The organism is uncultured Slackia sp., assembly GCF_944321625.1.
Taxonomy (GTDB): domain Bacteria; phylum Actinomycetota; class Coriobacteriia; order Coriobacteriales; family Eggerthellaceae; genus Slackia.
The window spans coordinates 14728-38793 of sequence record NZ_CALUMA010000085.1 but is presented as its reverse complement, the minus strand read 5'-3'; the positions used below and the strand labels follow the sequence as shown (position 1 = coordinate 38793).

The following is a 24066-nucleotide window of genomic DNA, read 5'->3' as shown; positions in this document are numbered from 1 at the left end:
GAGGGGTTTTCGGCAAGAATTCGGCAAGGTTTCGGTCAGAAATCCGCAATGGTTTGGCAAGGTTTGTATGGTTTCATAAAGCCAGCCAAGAAAACCGCATGGTCGCTGATGCCGGCATGGCGGCCAGGCGATAATTTCTTGACATGAGAACATCCGTTCGTAATAATAGGGCTATGCAAGATTTGCGGGGAATCCCGTCGCATCGCAACGCATCGTCTGCTGCAAGGAGCGTATATGACTCAAGATAAAGATAAGATTCTCGAGCTCACCACCGAACAGATTGAGCGCAAGTTCGGTCAGGGCTCCATCATGAAGCTGGGCCAGGGCAACAGCCTGGAGGTGGGCGTCATCCCCACCGGTGCTCTTCCGCTGGATGCCGCCTTGGGTATCGGGGGAGTGCCGCGCGGGCGTATCGTAGAAATCTACGGTCCTGAATCCAGCGGCAAGACCACGCTTGCCCTGCAGATTCTCGCGGAGGCTCAGGCGCTGGGCGGCATCGTGGCGTTCATTGACGCCGAGCATGCGCTCGATCCCACCTATGCCGCTCGCCTCGGCGTCGATATCGACGAGGTGCTTATCTCTCAGCCCGACACGGGCGAACAGGCGCTTGAGATCTGCGATATGCTCGTTCGCTCCAACGCCATTGACGCCATCGTCATCGACTCGGTGGCCGCTTTGGTGCCTAAGGCGGAAATCGAAGGCGAAATCGGCGATAGCAGCGTCGGTCTGCAGGCGCGCCTCATGTCCCAGGCGTTGCGCAAGCTCGCCGGCTCGCTTTCCAAATCCAACACCACCTGCATCTTCATCAATCAGCTCCGCGAGAAGATCGGCGTGATGTTCGGCAGCCCCGAAACCACCACGGGCGGCCGTGCCCTCAAGTTCTTCTCCAGCGTCCGCATCGACATTCGTCGCATCGAAACGCTGAAGAGCAAGAGCGGCGAGCCCGTAGGCAATCGCGTTCGCGCGAAGGTGGTCAAGAACAAGGTTGCGCCTCCGTTCCGCCAGGCCGAGTTCGACCTCATGTACGGTACGGGCATCTCTCGCGAAGGGTGCATCGTCGATATGGGCGTTGAGGCCGGCGTGGTAAAGAAGAGCGGGGCCTGGTACACCTATGGCGAACAGCGCCTGGGGCAGGGTCGCGAGGCCGCGAAGGAAATGCTGCGCACCAACCCCGATGTGCGCGATGAGATTGAGGCAAAGGTTCGCGAGCATTTCGATATCCCTGTTGCCACTCCTGAACAGTCCGAGAACTAATGCGGCTGCCGCATCGGGCCGGTTCTATTCTCGACTGTGCCTGATGCGTAAAGCGTTTCTCTTGCGCCTCGCAATACGTTCGGTCGAACCGTTGCGAGGCACTTTCGATTTGCCGTGCGTTACCGTGCGCCCTGGGTGCTTCGTATGGGATCTTCTGTTGCGCGTGCGCCGTAACGACATAGCGGTAAGGAGCAGTAATGCCCGTCATCGATGAAGAATTTCTCGCAAAGCTTGCCGCCGTCGAGCTTGAGCCGGTGGTGCGTGAGATCCCGGAGGGCGAGCAGAAAGCCTTCGCGAAGGTGCAGCGTCTGGCCTGCGTGCGCAAACGGTGCGAGAGCGAACTGCGTGCGCGGCTCGCTCGCGACGGATTCACGGCGCAAGACGCCGACGCCGCGGTGCGCCGTGCCGTTGCCTGCGGCCTGGTGGATGACATGCGGTATGCGGGCGTCCTCATTCGCTCGCGCATCTCGCAGGGTAGGGGCAAGTCGGGCATCGTCTCTGAGCTCGAACGCGCAGGCATCGACGCGACGATGGTACCTGGATGGCCTGAAGATTTCTTCCATGAGGATACGCCTTCAGAGCTTGAGCGGGCTTTGGGGCTTTTGCGCCGCAAGCCCCCGCGAGCCAAAGACGTGCGCGGGGCGGCGTTTCGCCGCCTTGTGGGCAAAGGGTATAGCCAGCAGGTCGCTTACGATGCCGCGCGTCTCTATGCCGAGGAAGTAGCCGAGCACTCTGAGTATTTTTAACGAACGGCGGTGCCATTCGCCGCAAGTCGGTGTATCATAATCAAGCTTGAGTGTATTCGCGCCGAATGTATTTGGTGCTTTTCGATAAACAATCGCATATCGCATGCTTGTCTTTCGTGCGCTTCGCTCATGCCAGGTGTTCTATGCCCGGCATTTTTTATTTCCGGTACACCTAGACCGTTTGATTTAGATGAAAGAAAGGGGAGGCCGATGCCAGATTTGCTTCCTGTCATCGTCGGCGTTGTATGTATCATCGTCGGCGTTGCCGTCGGTTTCGTAATCACCCGCTACCTTGCAAATTCGTCCACCAAGCGCGCCGCTGAGGAGGCTCGTCAGCTCGTGTCCGACGCCGAGCGTCAGGCTGAGACGATGCGCCGCGAGGCGATCGTCGAGGCCAAGGACGAGGTCTTCAAGATGAAGCAGGAGGCCCAGGCTGAGAACAAGGAGCGTATGCGCGAAGTTCGCGCCGCCGAGAATCGCCTTAACCAGCGCGAGGAGTCGCTTGACCGCCGCGTCGAGAGCCTCGATGCGCGCGAGCACCAGCTTTCCTCCATGCAAGGCCAGGTCGAGCGTCGCGAACGCGACCTGAAGGAGGCCATGCAGGAGGTGAATGCTCGTCTGGAGCACGTTGCCGGCATGACCCCCGAAGAGGCCAAGAAGGAGCTCCTCGACACCCTTAAGGATGAGGTCACGCACGAAAGCGCCGCAATCATTCGTGAGGCCGAGCAGCGCACCCGCGCCGAGGCGGACAAGAAGTCGCGTGAGATTCTGAGCCTTGCCATCCAGCGCGTCGCCGCCGATCACGCGGCCGAGACCACCGTCAAGACCATCCATATTCCCTCCGACGACCTCAAGGGCCGCATCATCGGTCGCGAGGGTCGCAACATTCGTTCCTTCGAGCAACTCACGGGCGTCAATCTTCTGATTGACGACACCCCTGAGTGCGTCACCATCTCCTGTTTCGATCCCGTGCGCCGCGAGATTGGCCGCGTCACGATGGAAAACCTCATCGCTGACGGCCGTATTCATCCCGCTCGCATCGAGGAGATGTACGCCAAGGCCGAGAAGCTGGTCAACCAGCAGGTCCAGGAGGCAGGCGAGCAGGCCACGTTTGATGTGGGGATTCATGACCTGCATCCCGAGCTGGTCCGCACCCTTGGACGCCTGCGCTTCCGCACCTCCTTCGGTCAGAACGTGCTGAACCACTCCCTCGAGGTCGCATACCTGTGCGGCGTCATGGCTTCCGAGCTGGGTCTTGATCCTGTTCCTGCGAAGCGCGCCGGCCTTCTTCACGACCTTGGCAAGGCCGTTGACCATGAGGTCGAGGGCCCCCATGCCGTCATCGGCGCCGATCTCGCCCGTCGTTTCGGCGAGAAGCCCGAGATCGTTCACGCCATCGAGGCGCATCATGCCGATGTTGAGCCTAACAGCGTGCTCGACGTGCTGGTTCAGGCCGCTGACGCCGTCTCTGCCGCCCGTCCCGGCGCTCGTAAGGAAAGCCTCGAGAGCTATGTGAAGCGCCTCGAGAAGTTCGAGGAGATCGCGAACGCTCACAAGGGCGTTGAGCGCACCTATGCCATGCAGGCTGGCCGTGAGGTCCGCGTCATGGTGGTCCCCGAGCTGGTGGACGAGGCTGCCGCCGTAGTGCTCGCTCACGACATCGCGAAGCAGATCGAGGACGAGATGCAGTATCCCGGCCAGGTCAAGGTCGTCGTCATCCGCGAGAGCCGCGCCGTCGACTACGCTAAATAGTTATGGCGGCCTACGGCCGTCGTAACTACTCGATGAGGCGCTGCGACGCTGCAACGCGCCCTCGCACCGAATCTTCGCGTGCTTTCGCAGGCTCACGTACAACGTACGCTACGCCAGCGAAACCCCACGAATCTCCGGCACGAGGGCGCGTTTCGCTGTTTCGTTCCGATTCCGCATGGTTTGAATGGCTTCTGCGCATGGCCTTTATTTGTAGCCTTCATTCCTGAGAACGTCTTCTACTTGGAGTTGAGCTGTGGCTGATGTATCGAGTCTTTCGCAATTCATAGATCAGGCTACGCATGAGAGCCGTCTTCGGGTTGAGAGCGACCTCGGGGACGGCTTTGTCCGTCTCAGGGTATCCGAGGCGGAGAGGCGCCAGGCTAAGCAGGATATTCGTTGCGTCGAAGATGCTGCAATCGAGATGCTCCGCAACGCCCGCGACGCCCATGCGCGCTCTATCTTCTTCGCCGTGTCCAAATCGGGCGATATCCGTCGTTTCACGATGCTGGATGACGGGGACGGCATCCCTGGCTACCTTCATGAAGCTGTGTTCGAGCCTCGCGTCACATCCAAGCTTGACTCGATGACCATGGACGATTGGGGCGTGCATGGCAGGGGCATGGCGCTGTATTCGATCAAGGCCAACGCCGAGGACGCCTTTATCGCTGCTTCGGATTCAGGCAAAGGCAGTTCGTTCGTTATCGAGTTCGATACCTCCAAGATTACTGAACGGCGCGACCAAAGCACGCTTCCGGATCTTGTGAAGTGCGCCGACGGCACGTGGTCTGTGGGGCCGAGTCCCCACAATATCGCACGAACTACCGCCGAATTCGCGCTTGCGAACAGACATTCATGCACCGTGTATTTCGGCAGCCCTGTGGAAATAGCAGCAACCCTGCTTGCATTCGCACGTTCCTCGCAGCATTCGTCTTATGGGTCTGACCCTGCGCTGATTCCCGTTGTCAAGCGACTTGCCCTTGCGTCCGATTCCCTTGAATTCGCGGCCATCGCTTCGAAGATGGGGCTTGAAATGTCTTCTCGCAGCGCTCATCGCATACTTCAGGGGCAGGTGAAACCGCTACCGCCGTTCCTCGAGATGCTGGACCGTCGACGTGAGGGCGACGCTCCGCGCCGTCAGACGAAGCAGAATGCGGGGCGTGACTATCGCGGCCTGAAGGTCGCCTCTGAGGATGTGGACGATTTCTCGCGTGGCCTTCTGAGGGCGTGGCGCGAACTTGCCGACCGGTATTTCCTCGAGCAGGATATCGAGCCTTCTATTCGGATTTCGCATGACAGCGTGCACGTCACGTTTCCCGTGCGCAAGCAGCTGTAGTAGAATAATGACTTGCGGCATTTGCGATGCCTGTGCCGCGCAAAGCACTATGTACCACTAAACGCAGTTCAAACACCGTAAGGAACCCTATGTCCAACGACGTCGAACGCAGGCCGCAGGTTAGCTGTCTGAAAGTCTCATCGAAATCATCTCCCGCGTCGGTCGCCGGCGCCATTGCCGGCATGATCAAAGACGGCTCGTGCGTGGAGATCCAATCCGTGGGAGCCGGTGCCGTCAATCAGGCGGTCAAGGCCATCGCCATCTCGCGCGGATTCCTTTCGCCTATCGGTATCGAAATCGTATGCATTCCGTCTTTCGCGGATATCGTCATCGATGGCGAATACCGTACGGCCATCAGGTTCGATGTCGAACCCAGGCATGCGCGCAGCGCCTCATCCGTTGACTCGACGGAATCGTTCGCGCAGTAAACGCCCGCCCAGCCATCACTTTCATACGTATGCGTCGGTCTGACGCCGGGCGCATCCATTCCTTCATCGCCGAAAGCGAGGTTCCATGTCCTCTTTGTCGGAACGCACATTCTGCCTCTATACATACGGTTGCCAGATGAACGAGCATGACTCCGAGCGCATCGCCGGCATGCTTGAATCTTTGGGTGCCGTCCAGGTTGATGCGGTCGAAGATGCCGAAATCGCCGTATTCGTCACCTGCTGCATCCGCGAGGCTGCCGATGTGCGCCTGATGGGGCAGGTGGCTTCCATCAAGAACATCCCGCTTCCCGAGGGAAGCGATTTCAATAAGCGCATGATCTGCATCGGCGGCTGCATCGGTCAGCGCGATGGCCAGAAGCTCATCGATGCTCTCCCGCATGTCGATGTGGTGTTCGGTACGCAGAACATCGAGCACCTTCCGCTTCTTCTCGAAGAGGCGATCGACGGCGGCACCAATCGCGTGGAAACGCTCGACTCTTCGACCACGTTCTCGACGGACCTGCCTGCGAAGCGCGTGCATCCTTGGGCGGCGTGGCTTCCCATCACGGTGGGGTGCAATAATTTCTGCACGTACTGCATTGTTCCTTATGTGCGCGGCAGGGAACGCTCTCGCACGCTTGAGGATGTTGCCGCCGAAGCGCGTTCGCTTGTCGCCGACGGCGTGCGCGAGATTACCCTTCTGGGCCAGAACGTGAATTCCTATGGGCGCGACCTCTATGGCGAGCCGCGTTTTGCCGATGTGCTGCGTGCTGTTTCCGAGACGGGCGTTGAGCGCATCCGATTTGCCACATCGCATCCCAAGGATCTGACGGATGAGGTTATCGGCCTGTTCGGGGAATTGCCCAACCTCATGCCTGCGCTTCATCTTCCCGTGCAGTCGGGAAGCGACCGCATTCTCAAAGCGATGAACCGTCGCTACACCTCTCAGCATTATCGTGGGCTTGTCGACAAAGTTCGTGCCGTGTGCCCCGATATCTCGCTTTCTACCGACATCATCGTGGGCTTCCCCGGTGAAACCGAAGAGGACTTTCAGGCGACCTACGACCTGGTGAAATCCATCGGGTATTCTCAGGTGTTCACGTTCATCTATTCGCGTCGTGAGGGAACGCCCGCTGCAAAGATGGAGGATGCGACGCCCCGCGAGGTGATTCAGAACCGCTTCCAATCGCTGGTCGACCTGGTTCAGGATTCCGCCCACGAGCAAAATCAGCGCTTTGCCGGCCGCGTTGTCGACGTGCTCATCGAGGGCACATCGAAGCGTGACGAATCGATGTGCACCGGGCATAGCCCCCATAATGTAACGGTTCATGCTAAGCTTCCCGCAGGCGTTTCGATCGAAGAGCTTCAGGGCTCCATCGTTCCCGTGAGAATCGATGAGGCAAAGACCTGGTACCTTTCGGGAGAGATCGTTCGTGGGTAGCGGCCATTCCACCGAGTTTTCTTTGACGCATCCCGTCATATGCGTCGTAGGGCCTACTGCATCGGGCAAAACCGACGTGGCGCAGCTTGTGGCGCAGCGTCTGGGCGGGGAGGTTGTTTCCGCCGATTCGATGCAGGTGTATCGCGGGATGGATATAGGAACGGGAAAGCTTCTGCCGCAGGAGCGCATCGTGCCTCATCACGGATTCGACCTGGTTGATCCCGGCGAGCCGTATTCGGCATCGCTGTTCCAGGAATATGCGCGCGCATGCTTTAAGGACATCGACGCGCGAGGGGCTCGTTCGGTTCTCGCAGGCGGGACGGGCTTCTATGTTCGTGCCGCGATAGATGACTATAACTTCCCCCAAGGCGAGCAGGTGGACAATCCCGTTAGGGATAAATGGAATTCCTACCTTGCGGCCAACGGCGCTTCTGCGCTGTGGGATAGGCTCAATGAGCGCGATCCGGAAAGCGCCGCCATCATTCACCCCAACAACTCGAAGCGAGTCATCAGGGCGCTCGAGATGATCGAGCTCGAAGGGATGAGCTATGCCCGTCAGCATGAGGGCCTTGCGGCGCTTCGCCAGCTGGTGCCTGCCGTGTTCTTTGGTCTTGCGGTAGTCCCTGAAATCTTGAAGGCACGCATAGACAAACGAGTCGATCGCATGGTGGAAAGCGGTCTGATAGATGAGGTTCAAGGACTGCTTGACGCAGGGTTCGAACGCGCCTGTACGGCACGGGACGCTATCGGCTATAAAGAGGTTGTCGCCGCGCTCCGAGGCGAGTGTTCGATGGGGGACGCCATCGATGCGATAAAGCTTGCTACGCGCCGGTATGCGAAGCGCCAACGCACCTGGTGGCGCGGCGACGCGCGAATTCATTGGATCGATGCCGACGATGGGGATGCGAACCGCATCGCGGATAAGATCCTTCAATCGCTCGATGCGTGATTCGGAGGTATGCATGTCATTTTCCGATACATCGGTAAACAGTCTGACCGAAGGGCTCGAACGCGCCATTCTGGTGGGCATTGAATACAAGAACGTTTTGGACTCGGCTTCGGCAGAGTCGTCGCTTGAAGAGCTTGCGAGGCTTGCTGATACCGCTGGCGCCGAGGTGGTCGCCACCACGACGCAGCGCCTGGATGCGCCCAACCCTCGCACCTTCGTCGGCAGCGGCAAAGCCGAAGAGATTGCCGATATGTGTCGCTCACTTGCCGCCGACGTGGTTATTTTCGACGAGGAACTCACGCCTTCCCAGCAGAGCAACCTTGAGAAGGTTGTTCCCAAAGATGTGAAGGTCATCGACCGCACCGCTTTGATTCTTGATATCTTTGCGCTTCATGCGACTACCAAAGAAGGTAGGCTCCAGGTTCGTCTTGCCCAGAACCAATATCTGTATCCGCGTCTGCGCGGCATGTGGGCTCACCTTGCAAGCAACCGCATGGGTGGCGGCGTGGGTTCGCGCTTCGGTGAGGGCGAAAGCCAGCTTGAGGTTGACCGCCGTATGGTGCGCAAGCGTATTACCTCCATTCGGCGCGAGCTTCAGCAGGTGTCCAAGATGCGTTCGACCCAGCGTGCGGCTCGTTATGCCTCGGGAATTTATAAGGTTGCAGAGGCGGGGTATACGAATGCAGGCAAATCGAGCCTTATCAATCGCCTTGCTGACGCCGATGTGCTGAGCTATGACAAGCTGTTTGCCACGCTCGATTCAACCACGCGCAAGCTTGTGCTTCCCGAGGGCAGAGAGGTCACGCTCACCGATACCGTCGGTTTCATCCAGAAGCTTCCCACCACGCTTGTTGAGGCGTTCAACAGCACGCTTGATGAGATTCGCGGCGCGGATCTCATCCTGCATGTGGTCGATGCGTCGTCGCCGGAACGCGATCGCCAGATGGCTGCCGTCGACGAGACGCTAGAGCAGATCGGCGCCCATGAGATTCCGCGCATCATCGTGTTCAATAAATGCGATTTGATTGACGACATCGAAAAGCAGGTGCTTGCCGCGCGGTACCCGGAATCGGTACTGGTTTCCGCCCAAACGGGTGAGGGGACCGATGCGCTGATCAAGGCGATCGAGCGCGCCGCTACGGCAAGCGAATCAACGATGGAGGTCTTGATTCCGTATTCCCGGGGCGATCTCGCGTCGCTCGCACACGGTAAATGCACGGTGGTTGCTGAGTCTTATGAGGAGCAGGGGACTGTCATGACGCTTCGCGTGCCCCCGAGCTTCGCGAAAGCATTCGAGGAGTTTCGCACTGACGTTGAATAAAGCCTATCCGGCTGCTATATAGTTGTATCCAGTTGAATGGAGCCGGATACGAAAGCGGGGCATCATTTGATGCCCCGCTACGATTATGCGCCTTAATAAGCGATGAACTACAGGCGACGGAACACCGCCGTGACCTTGCCGACGATAGAGACGTTCTCGGTCACAATGATGGGCTCCATCGAAGAATTCTCAGGCTGAAGGCGAATATAGCCGTTTTCCTTGAAGAACCTCTTTACCGTTGCGCCGTCTTCAACCATGGCGACCACGATGTCACCGTTGTTGGCGGTGGGCTGCTGCTTGACTGCCACGAAATCGCCGTCGTTGATGCCGATTTCAATCATGGAATCGCCTCGCACCTTGAGCAGGAACGAACTAGCATCGCCCACGATATCGGTCGGGAGCGGAATGGTTTCGGTGATGTTCTGCTCGGCAAGGATGGGGATGCCGGCGGCGACGTTGCCTACAACGGGTAGGCTGACCACGTTGGAGAAGCTCCCCACGCCGATTGCATCTTCGGGCTCGGGCTCCGGCGCGGGCTTTCTGTCATGGCCAACGATGGTGATGCAGCGTGACTTGAGCGGATCACGGTGGATGAGCCCCTTGTCCTCAAGGGTTTTGAGGTGTACGTGCACGGTTGAGGGGGAGGAGAGTCCAAGACCCTCGCAAATGTCGCGCACGGTAGGAGCTATACCGGTTTCATCAATGGTCTTCTCGATGAAATCAAGCACGGCCTTCTGCTTCTTTGTAATCTTTTTCGTGTTCTTGACCTCGGGCTGGTTCATGGTTCTCCAATCCTTTCATGCGGCTATCTTTGTCAGGCCGCCGGCATGTTCTGCCGATGCAGCAGGTTCATACGCCCCGCGCCCACGAATGTGGACGGGCCCGTCGGGGCGACGTCAGCCCTACTGCCTTTCATGTCAATGAGACGAACAAATGTTTGAGAAAATCATTGACACGAACTTTTGTGCGATTTATTATATATCCGAACAAAGGTTCGTTGCAAGAGTTCGGAGGCAACAAAATGGCTGCTCGTGAAATGAATAGGTATATCGACGGAACCTCTGCCCTCAAGATTGATGACGGCCAAGACCGCTTTACCGTTCTTCCCGGCGGACGTCGCCCTCAGCCTGCGCGCCAGTCCTATTTCTCCGATGATCTTCGAATTCTTTGCAATGCCTCTGGCATCGATGATTTCGCTTCTTCGATGGGGCAGGGCTCTGCATCTGGCGCAAGTCGCATTTGCCCGTCTATCCCCGCTGTACTGGGCTCCTGCATTGCAACGTTCGTTTTTGGGATGCTTCTCGTTCTCTAATCTTGACGGCTTGTTCTCAACTTCGCTTTATTGAGTGCATTTAAAGCCTCTTGTGTGTCGCATGTTTTTTCTCATTCGGTCCCCACTTTGCCGTTCAGCGTGTATGATAGGCACGCACTGAACCCTATGCTCTCTTGAGCGAATGGAGGATCGAATGCGCTGTCCCGTATGCGGCCATCCTGAATCCAAGGTAGTCGACTCTCGTCCTTCCGACGAGTTTAATTCCATTAGGCGTCGCCGCGAATGCCTTAAATGCGGCAATCGCTTTACTACGTATGAGCGCTTGGGTGATAACCCCATCATCGTTATCAAAGCTGACGGTTCGAGCCAGGTGTTCGATCGTGAAAAGCTGTACCGCGGTATCTCCATCGCCTGTGCCAAACGACCGAACATCCCCAATGAGAAGAAGACCGAGATTATCGATGCCATTGAGTCTGAGCTCCGCAATTCAGGTCGTATGGAAATTCGCTCCAAGGATCTCGGCGATATCGTTCTTGAGCATCTCAAGGGTCTTGATGACGTGGCGTACATCCGCTTTGCTAGCGTCTATAAGGATTTCCAGACGCTTGAGGAATTTCAGGAAGCACTGAAGGGCCTTGAGGAATAGCATCTCCACGGCCTTGACGCCTCGGCAATTGGCTTCATGGATGACAATGGATTCTTTTTGAGGCTATTCGAAAGATGATTATTGGATTTACCCAAGAGCACCGCATATTGTTTTGCTCCACCTTATGAAAGGCGGTAGATTTCTTTGACCCAGCAGCTTTCCATCGACATCACCCGTCTCACGGACGGTGTGACCATTCCTTCGTACGCCTATCCGGGGGATGCGGGCATGGATCTTCGTGCTATCGAGCATGTGGAGCTCGCTCCGTTCGAGCGCGCCTTAGTTTCCACGGGTCTGGCCGTTGCCATCCCCGAAGGCTATGCAGGCTTTGTGCAGCCGCGCAGCGGGCTCGCCATCAAGCAGGGTGTCACCGTCCTTAACACCCCAGGCCTCATTGACAGCCACTACCGCGGCGAGTTAAAAGTTGCCCTTATCAACCTTGACCCGAACAACACGTTTGAGGTCAACCCGGGCGACCGCATCGCTCAGCTTGTGATTCAGAAGGTAGAGAACGTTGTGTGGAACGTTGTCGATTCCCTTGATGAAACCGAACGAGGCCAAGGCGGCTTCGGCTCAAGCGGCGTACAGTAGAAGATCTTTGCAAGAAACGTTTTGGTCGGTGTCGTAGAGCGCCGCATATGAAGAAGCGGCTGCTGGCAGATGGTCAACAGCCGCTTCTTGATTTCGAATGTGCGTGTATCGCCGAGCTTTATTTCTCCGTTCCGACGAAGAAGAGGGCGAGGGTGCCGGGGCCAGAGTGGGCGCCGATAACCGGGTCCACGTAGTTCACCACGAAATCGGTGATGCCGAATCGCTCGGTGATCTCGGCCTTCAACGCCTCGACATCTTCTATGCAGTCTCCATGCGTGATGAAGATAGTCTGATTCTCGGGGTCGATCGCGGTCTTCTCCATGTGGTCCACGAGCGCCTTGATTGACTTCTTGCGACCACGCACCTTTTCCATGGGAATGAGCGCGCCGGCGTTGTCGACGTGCAGAACGGGTTTGATGTTGAGGAGGGTGCCCGCCCAGGCGCTTGTGCGGCTCACGCGACCGCCGCGGAACAGGAACATCAGGTCGTCGACGGTGAACCAATGGCACAGGTGGTCGCGCGTGTCGCGCACCAGCTGTGCGACCTCCTCGATGCTAGCGCCTTCCTGCGCCTTTTTGCAGGCGAGGTATACGAGCATGCCTTGGCCGCCGGAGGCAGCGAAGGTCTCTTCGGAGATGAACGTCCTGTCGGGGAAGTCGGGCGCCATCTGCTTCAGCAGCAAGTCAGTGGCCTCGTATGTGCCCGAAAGCGCGCTGGAGAATCCCAGATACAGGATGTCTTTCCCCGATTCGGCGATGGCGTGCAGGGTGCTTTCCGACTCCTGCATATTGGGAAGCGAGGTGGTGATGACCTTGCCCTCGCGCATCATCGTGTAAAACTGCTTGAGGTCGGTCTTTTGCCCCTTGAGATAGCTGCGGTGCTGCACGCCGTCGATCATGAACGTAAGGGGAAGGACTTCGAGCCCGAACTGGTCGATCATCTCCTCGGTGAGGTTGCAGGCCGAATCCGTAACGATCTGAAATGCCATTGCTGCTCCTATTCTCTGCCTGGTGGTGCGCGATGACGCTTGATAAATGCAAAGTATAATCGTTTGGCACCTGCGTGTGCTCCCAGCCCGCCGTTTTCGTGGTCAAACCTTGCATATGGCATCTCATTCAGGCATTTTTGCTTCCCCGCGTTCAGCTTTTATCTATAATGGCAAAACTTGTGGTTTTGCCGCCTGTGTGCGGCCTGTTGAGAAAGCGAGGATCGGAGTACACGATGGGAAACGATTACAAGCACACGATGAATCTGCCCAAGACCGATTTCGCCATGCGTGCGAATCTTCCCGAGAACGAGCCCAAGCGCTTGGCCAAGTGGGAAGAAGAGGATCTGTACGGGCGCATCCTGGAGAAGAACAAAGACGGCGAGCCGTTCATCCTGCATGACGGTCCTCCGTATGCGAACGGCCCGATTCACATCGGTCACGCGTTCAATAAGATCTTGAAGGACTTCGTGGTGAAGTCCCATGCGCAGCGCGGCTATTTCACGCCGTATATCCCCGGATGGGACTGCCATGGCCAGCCGATCGAGCATGAGGTCGAAAAGAAGCTCGGCACCGAGAAGATGCGCGAGCTCCCGCAGGCTACCGTTCGCCGCATGTGCCGCGAATGGGCGGAGAAGTTCATCGACGTCCAGCGCGACGGCTTCAAGCGCCTGGGCGTGAACGGCGATTGGGACCATCCGTACCTGACCTTCCAGCCCTCCTTCGAATCCGCCAACGTCGAGGTGTTCAAGAAGCTCTACCTCGACGGCGCCGTGTATCGCGGACGCAAGCCTATCCACTGGTGCAAGCATTGCCATACCGCTCTGGCCGAGGCCGAGATCGAATACTCTGACGAGACGTCGCCCTCCATCTATGTGAACTTCAAGCTCAATGAGATTCCGCAGAAGTTCGCCGATGCCGGTGTCGAGCTCGAGCGCGCCTATGTGCTGATCTGGACCACCACGCCGTGGACGCTTCCTGCCAACACTGCCGTGTCCTTCGGCCCCGACATCGATTACTGCTTCGTCGAGGCTAACGGCGCGTTCATGCTGTTCGCCCACGAGATGGTGGAAGTTGTCGCCGAGGCGGCCGGTTGGGAAAGCTACCGCATCGTGGAGGCGGGCGGCGAGCCGGTGCTCATGAAGGGCGATCAGTTCGACGGCATCACCTACCAGTGCCCCATCCTCGAGCGCACGGGCCGCATCATCTGGGGCGACCACGTGACGCTTGACGCCGGCACGGGCGCGGTTCATACCGCCCCTGGCCATGGCGTCGAGGACTACCTGGTGGGTCAGCAGTTCGGCATCGATACGCTCATGCCCGTGGATGACGACGGCCGTTTCATGGAGAGCGTGCCGTATTTCGGCGGCATGGACACCGACGAGGCCAACCCGCACATCATCGAATGGCTGCGTGAGCGCGGCACGCTGGTGGCGGGCAAGGAAATCTCGCACAGCTATCCTCACTGCTGGCGCTGCCATCAGCCCGTCATCTTCCGCGCGACCGACCAGTGGTTCGTGTCCATGGAAAAGACGGGGCTGCGCGAGGCCGCTCTTGACCAGATCAACAACCATATCCAGTTCATTCCCGAGTGGGGCTCCAACCGCATCGGCGCCATGGTGGCCGATCGTCCCGACTGGTGCATCTCGCGCCAGCGTTCCTGGGGCGTGCCTATCCCCGTGTTCAAGTGCGCCAAGTGCGGCGAGACGGTTGCCAACGAGGCCATCTTCGACGCGGTCATCGACCTGTTCAACACCGAAGGCGCCGACGCTTGGTTCACCAAGGACCCCAAGGAATACCTGCCGGCGGACGCTCATTGCGAGGCCTGCGGCTGCGACGAGCTCATCCCCGAGAAGGACATCCTCGACGTGTGGTGGGAGAGCGGCGTGAGCCATGTGGGCGTGCTCAAGCATCGCGCCGAGGCTGATCATCTGCGTTGGCCTGCCGATATGTATCTTGAGGGTTCCGACCAGCATCGCGGTTGGTTCCAGAGCTCGCTGCTTTTGGGCACGGGCGCATTCGGCCAGTCGCCCTACAAGAGCGTTATGTGCTGCGGCTTCACCGTGGATGAGAACGGCGAGAAGATGTCCAAGTCCAAGGGCAACGGCATCGACCCCAAGGAAGTGACCGACAAGTACGGGGCCGACGTGCTGCGTCTGTGGGTCGCATCCACCGACTACTCCGTTGACGTGTCCATCGGCGACACCATCCTGCAGCGCACCTCCGATGCGTACCGCCGTTTCCGCAATACATTCCGCTTCCTGCTGGGCAACCTCGATGACTTCGACATGGAGCGCGACGGCGTATCCTTCGAGGATCTTGCGCCTATCGACGTGTGGGCCCTGCTGCGCCTGCGCGAGGTGCTGCACGAGGTGGAGCGCGGCTACGACGAGTACAAGTTCCACCAGGTGTTCCGTTCGCTTTACGAGTACGTGATCACCGACCTGTCGGCCATCTACATGGACGTCATCAAGGACCGCCTGTACGCCGAGGCGCCCGATTCTACGTCGCGCCGCGCCGCTCAGACCGTGCTCATGAACATCCTCGAAGTCATGGTGCGCGTGTTGAGCCCCATCCTGAGCTTCACCTGCGACGAGGTATGGGAGCATTATCCGACGTCCGAGCGCAATCGCGAGGGCCGTCCCATGAGCGTTCAGCTTGCCGGCTGGCCGACCGACGACGACTTCACGCCCGCGCTGCCGCAGGGCGATGAGGCTGAGGCGCTTATGAAGAGGTTCGCGACGCTGCTCGAGGTGCGCGACTCCGTGACCAAGGCCATCGAGGAGGCTCGCAACGCCAAGGTCATGAACAAGAGCCAGGAGGCCGAGATCACCATCGAGGCGCCCGCTTCCGTTATCGATGTGGTGTCCACGTTCGATGCGGCGGACCTCGAGGAGCTGTTCATTGTAGCCAAGGTGACGCTGGCGGTTGCCGAGGGAGACGAGATTCGCGCGACCGTCACCAAGACCGAAGCCCCGAAGTGCCCGCGCTGCTGGAACTATCGCGCCCTCGGAGGTAACCCCAATCACGCCGACGTCTGCGAGCGTTGCGGCGACGTGCTGGACAAGCTTGCGTAGCGATCGAGCGTCGCGTTCATTTTGTCCTTACTATGCAAGGGCGCCAGCTTTGCGGTTGGCGCCCTCCTTTGCGTCCAGCCGTCTGCCTGCGCTGCGGAAGGCTTGTAGCATCGAAGCGATGTTGAGATATAAGGAGATTCCACGAGGTGACAACTTCCTCTTCAAAGAACGATTTGCAGCCGCAGACGCCTGCGGCGTCTGCGGAGGTTTCTCCGACGCGTCCTGGCCGAACGGCCATGGTTCTCTTTTGCGTCGTCGCCTTTGCTTGGCTCGTGTTCGACCAGATTACGAAGGCGTACTTCCAGGGAGCCTACGAGCTTGGTCAGACCTCGTCGGGCGACTTCGGGCTGTTCCGATTCCGACTCGTGCACAACACGGGCATGGCGTGGGGCATGTTCGGCGATTCCACGTTCGCCTTGGGTGTTCTGTCCTGCGTGGTGTGCATCGCCATCCTTGCAGCCTTTCTTCTTTGGCCGCGCTTTTCGGGGCATCGACTGATATGGCTTGAAACGCTCGGGCTCTCTCTCGTGTTCGCCGGAGGGTTGGGCAACGCCATCGATCGCTTCGCCCAGGGCTATGTGGTGGATTTCATCGACCTCACCTTCATGGATTTCCCGGTATTCAATATCGCCGATATCGGTGTGACCTGCGGGTTCGTGCTTATAGTGCTCGGTTTCCTTATCGCGGACAGAAAGGCAGCGCGCGCCGAGGGGCTCACTGGCTCCGAAGCTGCTTCTTCCTGCGATGAAGAGGAGGGGGACCGCCGTGGCTGATATGTCGATCGCGATCGTTCCTGACAACGCCTCTGGCATGCGTCTTGACGCCTTCATGGCCGCCGAGGGTCTGTATCCCACGCGTTCCGCCGCCGCCAAGTGCATCGCCGAGGGCAACGCTATCCTCAATGGCAAGCCAGCGCGCAAAAGCTCCTGCGTGCAGGCGGGGGATATGCTCCAATACGCTGTGTACGAAGATCCTCACGCGCCCGAACTCGAGGCGGTGGAGATTCCTCTCGACATCAGGTATGAGGACGATTACCTGCTGGTCATCTCCAAGCAGGCGGGCCTGGTGTGCCACCCTTCCGAAGGGCACTACGGCGACACGCTGGTGAACGCCTTGATTGCCCATTGCGGCAAGGACCACCTGTGCGACGTGCAGGGCGAGCAGGACCGCTTGGGCATCGTGCATCGCCTCGACCGCGATACGAGCGGCCTCATGCTGTGCGCCAAGACCAATGAGGTGGGTCTGGCTTTGATGGAGGACATTCGCCTGCGCGATGTCGACCGTCATTACCTTGCGCTGGTTCACGGGTGGATTTCGCTTGAAACCGGCCTCGTGGATGCGCCCATCGCGCGAGGCGAGCGAGACCGCATGCGCATGAGGATCTCCGACCGTGACAACGCGCGGCCTTCGATCACCACGTTCAAGGTTCTGCGTCGCTTCGAGCCGGGCAAAAACGACGACGGCTATAGCCTTATCGATTGCAAGCTCTTCACGGGACGCACGCATCAGATTCGCGTTCACATGGAGTACATCAAGCATCCTTGCGTGGGCGACCCGGTGTACGGCTGGCAGAAGAAGGATAATCTCGGCCTTGAGCGCCAGTTCCTTCATTCCTATAAGCTTGCGTTCACGCATCCCGTGACGGGGGAGCGCATGGAGTTCGAGGACTCGCTTCCCGCGGATTTGCAGGAGGTCATAGCGGGGCTCGAGGAACGCGAGTAAGGCTTTGGCGCCGCCGTGCGTGCGGCGCTCAGGCGAGGGCGTGTCCTTTGCTTTCAACTCTTGCTTGTTGCTCTGCTGTACCAGGATGAGCGTTCACGGGAATCGTGCCTGGTTGTGCACGCAACGTGAAGTTTGCCGCATGCGTATTTTGAGCATTGCGCCAAAAGGCTTCAGTGCGTATACTGCAACGGTTGCAAATTTTCCGGTTCGCATGTTGTGCCGAATCGGAAAGCTACCCGCGGCTTCGATACCACGCACCACCTGCATGGCGTCGCGGCTCCGGGCGAATCTGTACATGCGGCGCGCAACGGCCGCCTAAGGGCGCACGCCCGAAGAAAGGTGGGACTCATGTCTCAGGAAACCCGCTCCATCTCCAAGGAGCAGATCGCAGAGATCATCAAGGAGTATGGCAAGAACGAGCAGGACTCCGGCTCCGCCGAGGTCCAGGTTGCCATCCTCACCGTCCGCATCAAGAACCTGACCGAGCACCTGAAGGTCCACAAGAAGGACCATCACACCCGCCGCGGTCTGCTGATGCTCGTTGGTAAGCGTCGTCGTCTGCTGGCCTACATCAAGAAGCGCGACATCGAAGAGTACCGCGCTCTCATCAAGAAGCTCGGCATCCGCGACAACATCTAGTTTCAGCATCAAGCCCGCGCAAAGCGGGCTTTTTGCGTATGCGGCCGCGCGCCTTTCGGCAAAGGCCGCGTGCGGTCGATGTGGGCAGGGGCCTGCATTGCTCGCGAGGACGCGTGAAGGGCATGCGTCCCGAAGAAGAAGAGAAAGAGAAAGAAAAGCACATGGAAAAGATCGTCGAGAGCTTTGAGCTTTACGGCAAGCAGTACCGCCTTGAGACGGGCGAGCTCGCCAAGCAGGCCACCGGCGCCGTGCTGGTCACGCAGGGGGAGACCACCTGCCTGGTCACGGCCGTGGTGTCCAAGGAGCAGAAAGACTACGACTTCTTCCCGCTGACGGTTGACTTCATGGAGAAGATGTACGCTGTCGGCCGTATTCCCGGCGGCTATCTGAAGCGCGAGGGCAAGGCGTCCGACAAGGGCACGCTCACTGCGCGTATGATCGACCGCCCCATTCGTCCTGGTTTCGCCGACGGCTTCAAGCAGGAGGTCCACATCGTGGCCACCACGCTCGCCATCGACGGCCAGAACCCGCCTGACTGCATCTGCGTGGGCGGTGCCTCCGCTGCGCTTCTGTGCGGCGGCACGCCTTTCGACGGCCCCGCTGCTTGCGTGCGCATCGCCCGCAACAAGGAGACCGGCGAGTTCATCGTGAACCCCACCTATGCCGAGCAGGAAATCTCCGACATGGAGCTCACCATCGCCGGCACCAAGGACTACATCTCCATGGTCGAGGCAGGCGCCGAGGAAGTGACCGAGGAGGACATGCTGGCCGCCATGGAGTTCGGCCAGGAGGCCATCGCCGCGTTCTGCGAGAAGCAGGCCGAGTTCTTGGCTAAGGTTGCTCCCGAGCCTGTAGCGTATCCCATCCACGAGCCCGATCCCTGCATCGCCGAGCGCGTGAACGCACACTTCGACGAGATGAGCGCCGCCCTCAAGGACGCCGACAAGCAGACCCGCATGACCAAGGTGGAGGCCCTCAAGGACGCCATCAAGGAGAATGACTTCTCCGAGGAGGAGCGCGACGCTTGGAAGAGTGATATCGCCGCCGCCTGCAAGGCGCTTGAGAAGCATGCGATGCGCAAGATGGTCATCGAGACCGGCGAGCGCGCCGACGGCCGCGTGGCCAACGAGATTCGCCCGCTCTACATCCGTCCCGGCTATCTGCCGCGCGTGCACGGCTCCGGCCTGTTCCAGCGCGGCCAGACCCAGGTGCTCTCCACGTGCACCTTGGGCCTTCTGAACGAGGCCCAGCGTCTTGATACCATCGATCCTCAGGACCACCGCCGCTACATGCATCAGTACAACTTCCCGCCGTACTGCACCGGCGAGGTGGGCCGCATGGGCGCTCCCAAGCGTCGCGAGGTGGGCCACGGCGCCCTGGCAGAGCGCGCTCTGCTGCCCGTGCTTCCCTCTGAGGACGAGTTCCCCTACGCCATCCGCGTGGTGTCCGAGGTGCTCGAGTCCAACGGCTCGTCCTCCATGGCATCTACCTGCGGTTCGTGCCTGGCGCTCATGGACGCAGGCGTGCCCATCAAGGCTCCCGTCTCCGGCATCGCCATGGGCCTCATCAAAGAGGGCGACGACGTGGTGATCCTGTCCGACATCCAGGGTCTCGAGGACTTCCTGGGCGATATGGACTTCAAGGTCACCGGCACCGAGCACGGCATCACCGCGCTGCAGATGGACAACAAGGCCAAGGGCCTGTCCACTGAGATTCTGGGTCGCGCCCTGATGCAGGCCAAGGAAGGCCGCCACTTCATCCTGTCCGCCATGCTCGAGCAGATTCCCGCCCCGCGCGAGGAGCTGCGCGACACCGCGCCCCGCATCGACACCATCCACATTCCCGTGGACAAGATTCGTGAGGTCATCGGCAAGGGAGGCGAGACCATCCGCGGCATTCAGGACGCTACCGGCGCTTCCATCGACATCCAAGAGGACGGCACCGTGCACATCGCCGCAGTTGACCAGGATGCCGGCCGTGCCGCGCGCGCCCAGATCGAGGCCATCGTGAAGGAGCCCGAGGTGGGCGAGATCTACGAGGGTCCCGTCGTGGGCATCCAGAGCTTCGGCGCGTTCATCAAACTGACGCCCTCCCAGGACGGCCTGCTGCACATCTCCCGCATGGCCAACGGCCGCGTGGGCCAGGTGGAGGACGTCCTCAACATGGGCGATGTCGTCAAGGTCCAGGTCATCGAGATCGACCCCAAGTCCGGTAAGATTTCGCTCGACCGCCTCGACAAGCCTGAGGCGCCCGAAGGTTCCGCTCCCGCGCCGCGTCGCGAGCGCGAGGACCGTCCCGGCCGCAGCGAGCATCGCGACCGTCGTCCGGGCCGCAGCAACCGTGAGTCCAACGGCGGACACGGCGATGGCCGCACCCCGCGCCGCCGCCACCGCGACGAGCAGTAGTGCATCCGAGCGTCCGACGTGCGATTTCTGTAAACCTCGTCGGACGCTTGAAAATGCGGGGAACACGATATATCATGCTCCCTTGCATGTTTTTTGAAGCAAGTTTTACATTAAGGAGTCCATACAATGGCAGTTAAGATTCGCCTTGCCCGCCATGGCGCCAAGAAGCACCCCGTGTATCGCGTTGTCGTCGCCGATGCTCGCAGCCCTCGCGACGGCCGTTTCATCGAGCAGATCGGTCGCTACAACCCCAACACCGATCCCTCTGAGATCTCCTTCGACATGGAGAAGCTCGACCAGTGGATCAAGAACGGCGCTCAGCCCACTGACACCGTCAAGCGTCTGATCGAGACCGCCAAGAAGGCCCAGTAGCCATGGGTCAGACGTCGCCCGACCTCGTCGAACTCGTCCGCGGCATCGTCCTTCCCCTGGTGGAGGACAAGGAAGCCGTGCAGGTCACCTCTACCGTGGCCGACGACAGCCTTGAACTCATCGAAATCAAGGTGGCTCCCGAGGACGCCGGCAAGGTCATCGGCCGTCAGGGCCGCGTCATCAAGTCCATTCGCGTGCTCGCCCGCGCCGCCGCGGCCGACTACACCGATGTCGATGTAGAGCTCATCGAGGACTAGCCCGTGACGCGTCGTTGGGCCGACGTGGCCGAACTCATCGCAACGCAAGGTTTGAAGGGAAGGTTCGTCGCACGTTCCGTGCGCGGCCTTCCTTTTTTGCTCGAAGAAGGCATGGAGGTGGATTTCGTTCCGCCTACGCTGAACGGCCCGCGCCATGTCCGTATCGTCTCCGTGCAGCACACGGGAGCCGATGACTACCTTGTCGCCTTCTCGCAGGTGGAAGATCGCGATATGGCGGAGTCGCTCGTGGGAAGTCACTGCCTTCTTTCGCGCGACCAGCTTCCTGAAGATTTCGACGACTTGCTTCGGGCGGATGCCACGCATGTCAGCGGCTATACGGCCGTCGACGAGGAGCTTGGCATGCTGGGCCCTATCGTCGACGTGCGTGAGATGCCGATGCAGGACCTGCTGGTCGTCGAGCGTGAGGGCGAGGAAGTGCTGATTCCCTTTGTCGACGAGTTCGTCGTCGATGTGGACGAAGATGAGGGCATCGTGCGCCTTCGCGTGCCGCAGAGCCTCCTTTCCTTGAATTCCTCGCTGTAGAAAGGCGCTTTTCATGCGCATCGATACGCTTTCGACGTTTCCTCATATGTATGACTCGGTGATGGGGGAGTCCATCATGAAGCGCGCTCAGGCATGTGGCGCGTTGGAGTTTCATGCGCATGACCTGCGTGATTGGACCCATGACCGCCATCGCACCACCGACGACGCTCCGTATGGCGGCGGCCAGGGCCTTGTCATGAAGTGCGAGCCCATCTTCGAGGCGTATGATGAAATCGCTGCGCAAGGCGTCAAGCCGTACACCATCTTCCTCACGCCCTGCGGTCAGCCCTTTGACCAGGGGGTTGCGACCGAGCTGGCGGACAAAGACCGTCTGCTTTTCATCTGCGGGCATTACGAGGGCATCGACGAGCGCGCCTACACGCTTGCCGACCGCTGCATTTCGCTGGGCGACTACGTGCTTACGTCCGGAGAGCTTGCCTCGATGGTGGTCATCGATGCGGTCGTGAGGCTTCTGCCGGGCGTGCTCGGAGACGAGGGGAGCGCCGTGGACGAGAGCTTCTACGACGGTCTCCTGGAGTACCCTCAGTACACCAGGCCTGCTGAATTTCGCGGCATGGCCGTGCCCGACGTGCTGCTTTCGGGCAATCACGCGGTGATCGACGAATGGCGAAGGAGGCAGTCGCTCGAGCGTACCGCCCGGTTGCGTCCGGATTTGTTGGAGTGTGCCAATATGACGCAAGCCGAACGTGACTTTTTGCTATCATTGAGCACCGACCTTGCCTAAGGCGCCGCGGGGCGCCTTCTTTGTTTGAACGTTCGCCGGCCCTGCCGGCTTTGCCCGCCGGCCTTGTGCCGCCGCGGGATACATGGAAGGATTTGTTTTGATGGGCTACGGCCAGCATGTCTCCTCGGAATCGCGCGGACCTCTTCGTTCGCTGCTTTCCTGGGTGTTCTACATCGTTGTCATCGTGGGGATTGTGTGGCTGGTCCAGACGTTTATCGTGTGCCCGTACACCATTCCTTCGGGTTCGATGGAAGACACTATCGAAGTGGGCGACAACGTGTGGTCCGAGAAGGTGTCGTACTATTTCCGTGACATCGAGCAGGGCGACATCGTGACGTTCGCCGACCCTGAAATCGCTGGTCGCACGCTTATCAAACGCGTGATCGCGACCGAAGGCCAGACGGTCGACCTCATCGACGGCCTCGTGTATGTCGACGGCGTGCCGCTTGACGAGCCCTATACGCAGGGCAAGCCCAGCGAGCCGCTCAAGACGGCCGTCGACGTGGATATCTCGTATCCGTATACCATCCCGGATGGTCACATCTGGGTGATGGGGGACAACCGCACCAGTTCGGCTGACTCCCGCTATTTCGGTCCCATTCCCGTCTCGTCCGTATCCGGGCGGGCGGCTATGATCTATTGGCCCCTCGATCATATAGGAGTGCTTTAGCTATGAGCCATTCCGTGAGCCCCGATGCGCCTACGTTCCAGGACATCATCCTGACGCTGCAGCGCTACTGGGCGGAACAGGGCTGCGTTGTGCTGCAGCCGTACGACTCCGAAGTCGGCGCAGGCACGTTCCACACCGCCACCACGCTGCGTTCGCTCGGCCCGAAGCCGTGGCGCACATGCTACGCCCAGCCCTGCCGCCGTCCCGCCGACGGCCGCTACGGCGAGAACCCCAACCGCATGCAGCATTACTACCAGTTCCAAGTGCTCATCAAGCCGAGCCCTGAGAACTCGCAGGAGCTGTATCTTGATTCCCTCAAGGCCATCGGACTGGATCCGGCCGACCACGACGTGCGCTTCGTCGAGGACGACTGGGAAAGCCCGACGCTTGGCGCCTGGGGCCTGGGCTGGGAGGTCTGGGTCGACGGCATGGAGGTCACCCAGTTCACCTACTTCCAGCAGGTGGGCGGCATCGAGGTCGACCCCGTTCCCGTTGAAATCACGTACGGCCTGGAGCGTCTTGCCATGTACGTGCAGAACGTCACCTCCGTCTACGACCTGGTGTGGAGCTATCTGCCCGACGGCACGCCCATGACCTACGGCGATGTGTTCTTGGAGAACGAGCGCGAGTTCTCGGCCTACAACTTCGAGGTGGCCGATGTTCCCATGATGCGTCAGAAGTTCGACGACTACGAGCGCGAGTGCCACAGCTGCCTCGAGGCCAAGCTGCCGCTTCCGGCGTACGACTGCGTGATGAAGTGCAGCCACGCGTTCAACATCCTCGACGCGCGCGGAGCCCTTTCCGCCGTGGAGCGCGCCAATTATATCCTTCGCGTGCGTGCCGTCGCCAAGGCATGCTGCGAAGCGTATCTCGCCGAAGTCGCCGGTTCGAACGATTCCGAAGGGGAGGTCGCCTAA

24 protein-coding genes are annotated in these 24066 nt (G+C 59.6%); 22 read left to right on the top strand and 2 right to left on the bottom strand.

The annotated features are described in order from the left end of the window. Positions 1-234: 234 nt before the first annotated feature. The 8 genes from recA to hflX all read left to right on the top strand — a co-directional run bounded on the left by recA (position 235) and on the right by hflX (position 9224). On the top strand, positions 235-1254 hold the full coding sequence (recA, locus tag Q0J60_RS07435) for a recombinase RecA (protein WP_294440128.1): 1020 nt from the start codon (positions 235-237) through the stop codon (positions 1252-1254). A 197-nt stretch (positions 1255-1451) separates the two neighbouring features. After that, positions 1452-2000 carry a regulatory protein RecX gene (locus Q0J60_RS07430; protein ID WP_294440127.1) on the top strand — a complete coding sequence of 183 codons (549 nt, stop codon included), beginning with the start codon at positions 1452-1454 and terminating at the stop codon, positions 1998-2000. Positions 2001-2210: 210 nt separating this feature from the next. After that, positions 2211-3752: a ribonuclease Y gene (rny, locus tag Q0J60_RS07425; protein WP_294440126.1), complete on the top strand. Its 1542-nt coding sequence runs from the start codon at positions 2211-2213 to the stop codon at positions 3750-3752. Between the two features lie 253 nt (positions 3753-4005). Further along, positions 4006-5085, top strand: coding sequence for an ATP-binding protein (locus tag Q0J60_RS07420; RefSeq protein WP_294440125.1), 1080 nt, complete (start codon positions 4006-4008; stop codon positions 5083-5085). An 89-nt stretch (positions 5086-5174) separates the two neighbouring features. Beyond that, positions 5175-5513, top strand: coding sequence for a stage V sporulation protein S (locus tag Q0J60_RS07415; RefSeq protein WP_294440124.1), 339 nt, complete (start codon positions 5175-5177; stop codon positions 5511-5513). Positions 5514-5598: 85 nt separating this feature from the next. Next, positions 5599-6954 carry a tRNA (N6-isopentenyl adenosine(37)-C2)-methylthiotransferase MiaB gene (gene miaB / locus Q0J60_RS07410; RefSeq protein WP_294440115.1) on the top strand — a complete coding sequence of 452 codons (1356 nt, stop codon included), beginning with the start codon at positions 5599-5601 and terminating at the stop codon, positions 6952-6954. Beyond that, positions 6947-7903 (top strand): tRNA (adenosine(37)-N6)-dimethylallyltransferase MiaA, encoded by a 957-nt coding sequence (gene miaA / locus Q0J60_RS07405; protein ID WP_294440113.1) that lies wholly within the window; start codon positions 6947-6949, stop codon positions 7901-7903. The genes miaB and miaA overlap by 8 nt, the downstream gene beginning before the upstream one ends. Positions 7904-7916: 13 nt before the next feature. Then, positions 7917-9224: a GTPase HflX gene (gene hflX, locus Q0J60_RS07400; RefSeq protein ID WP_294440111.1), complete on the top strand. Its 1308-nt coding sequence runs from the start codon at positions 7917-7919 to the stop codon at positions 9222-9224. Positions 9225-9331: 107 nt separating this feature from the next. Here hflX and lexA read toward each other — a convergent pair whose 3' ends face one another. Next, complete coding sequence (lexA, locus tag Q0J60_RS07395; RefSeq protein WP_294440101.1) at positions 9332-10006, bottom strand: transcriptional repressor LexA; 675 nt, start codon at positions 10004-10006, stop codon at positions 9332-9334. Positions 10007-10300: 294 nt separating this feature from the next. Here lexA and Q0J60_RS07390 point away from each other — a divergent pair, with 294 nt between their 5' ends. The 3 genes from Q0J60_RS07390 to dut all read left to right on the top strand — a co-directional run bounded on the left by Q0J60_RS07390 (position 10301) and on the right by dut (position 11734). Beyond that, positions 10301-10570 (top strand): hypothetical protein, encoded by a 270-nt coding sequence (locus Q0J60_RS07390; protein ID WP_294440100.1) that lies wholly within the window; start codon positions 10301-10303, stop codon positions 10568-10570. A 108-nt stretch (positions 10571-10678) separates the two neighbouring features. Beyond that, the gene (gene nrdR, locus Q0J60_RS07385) at positions 10679-11143 is read left to right on the top strand and encodes a transcriptional regulator NrdR (RefSeq protein ID WP_367178820.1); all 465 of its coding nucleotides are present in this window, start codon (positions 10679-10681) and stop codon (positions 11141-11143) included. A gap of 144 nt (positions 11144-11287) precedes the next feature. Beyond that, positions 11288-11734, top strand: coding sequence for a dUTP diphosphatase (gene dut, locus Q0J60_RS07380; protein ID WP_294440098.1), 447 nt, complete (start codon positions 11288-11290; stop codon positions 11732-11734). Between the two features lie 118 nt (positions 11735-11852). Here the strand turns inward: dut and Q0J60_RS07375 are convergent, their stop codons facing one another. Beyond that, positions 11853-12722: a DegV family protein gene (locus Q0J60_RS07375; protein WP_294440097.1), complete on the bottom strand. Its 870-nt coding sequence runs from the start codon at positions 12720-12722 to the stop codon at positions 11853-11855. 233 nt (positions 12723-12955) lie between these two features. On the opposite strand from Q0J60_RS07375, the gene ileS reads away from it, so the two are divergent. From ileS to Q0J60_RS07320, 11 genes are all read left to right on the top strand, one after another. Then, positions 12956-15796 (top strand): isoleucine--tRNA ligase, encoded by a 2841-nt coding sequence (gene ileS / locus Q0J60_RS07370; protein WP_294440096.1) that lies wholly within the window; start codon positions 12956-12958, stop codon positions 15794-15796. 146 nt (positions 15797-15942) lie between these two features. Next, the gene (gene lspA, locus Q0J60_RS07365) at positions 15943-16569 is read left to right on the top strand and encodes a signal peptidase II (protein WP_294440095.1); all 627 of its coding nucleotides are present in this window, start codon (positions 15943-15945) and stop codon (positions 16567-16569) included. Position 16570: 1 nt separating this feature from the next. Then, positions 16571-17518: an RluA family pseudouridine synthase gene (locus tag Q0J60_RS07360; protein ID WP_294440183.1), complete on the top strand. Its 948-nt coding sequence runs from the start codon at positions 16571-16573 to the stop codon at positions 17516-17518. 348 nt (positions 17519-17866) lie between these two features. Then, on the top strand, positions 17867-18157 hold the full coding sequence (gene rpsO / locus Q0J60_RS07355; protein WP_294440094.1) for a 30S ribosomal protein S15: 291 nt from the start codon (positions 17867-17869) through the stop codon (positions 18155-18157). A gap of 161 nt (positions 18158-18318) precedes the next feature. Beyond that, on the top strand, positions 18319-20562 hold the full coding sequence (gene pnp / locus Q0J60_RS07350) for a polyribonucleotide nucleotidyltransferase (RefSeq protein WP_294440092.1): 2244 nt from the start codon (positions 18319-18321) through the stop codon (positions 20560-20562). 126 nt (positions 20563-20688) lie between these two features. After that, on the top strand, positions 20689-20934 hold the full coding sequence (gene rpsP, locus Q0J60_RS07345; protein WP_123208282.1) for a 30S ribosomal protein S16: 246 nt from the start codon (positions 20689-20691) through the stop codon (positions 20932-20934). 2 nt (positions 20935-20936) lie between these two features. Beyond that, complete coding sequence (locus Q0J60_RS07340) at positions 20937-21191, top strand: KH domain-containing protein (RefSeq protein WP_294440091.1); 255 nt, start codon at positions 20937-20939, stop codon at positions 21189-21191. A 3-nt stretch (positions 21192-21194) separates the two neighbouring features. After that, entirely contained in the window at positions 21195-21734 is a 540-nt protein-coding gene (locus Q0J60_RS07335) for a ribosome maturation factor RimM (RefSeq protein ID WP_294440090.1), read from the top strand. A 13-nt stretch (positions 21735-21747) separates the two neighbouring features. Continuing rightward, positions 21748-22479, top strand: a complete 732-nt coding sequence (trmD, locus tag Q0J60_RS07330) for a tRNA (guanosine(37)-N1)-methyltransferase TrmD (protein WP_294440088.1) — start codon at positions 21748-21750, stop codon at positions 22477-22479. Positions 22480-22579: 100 nt separating this feature from the next. Continuing rightward, positions 22580-23149 carry a signal peptidase I gene (gene lepB / locus Q0J60_RS07325; protein WP_294440084.1) on the top strand — a complete coding sequence of 190 codons (570 nt, stop codon included), beginning with the start codon at positions 22580-22582 and terminating at the stop codon, positions 23147-23149. 2 nt (positions 23150-23151) lie between these two features. Next, on the top strand, positions 23152-24066 hold the full coding sequence (locus Q0J60_RS07320) for a glycine--tRNA ligase subunit alpha (protein WP_294440082.1): 915 nt from the start codon (positions 23152-23154) through the stop codon (positions 24064-24066).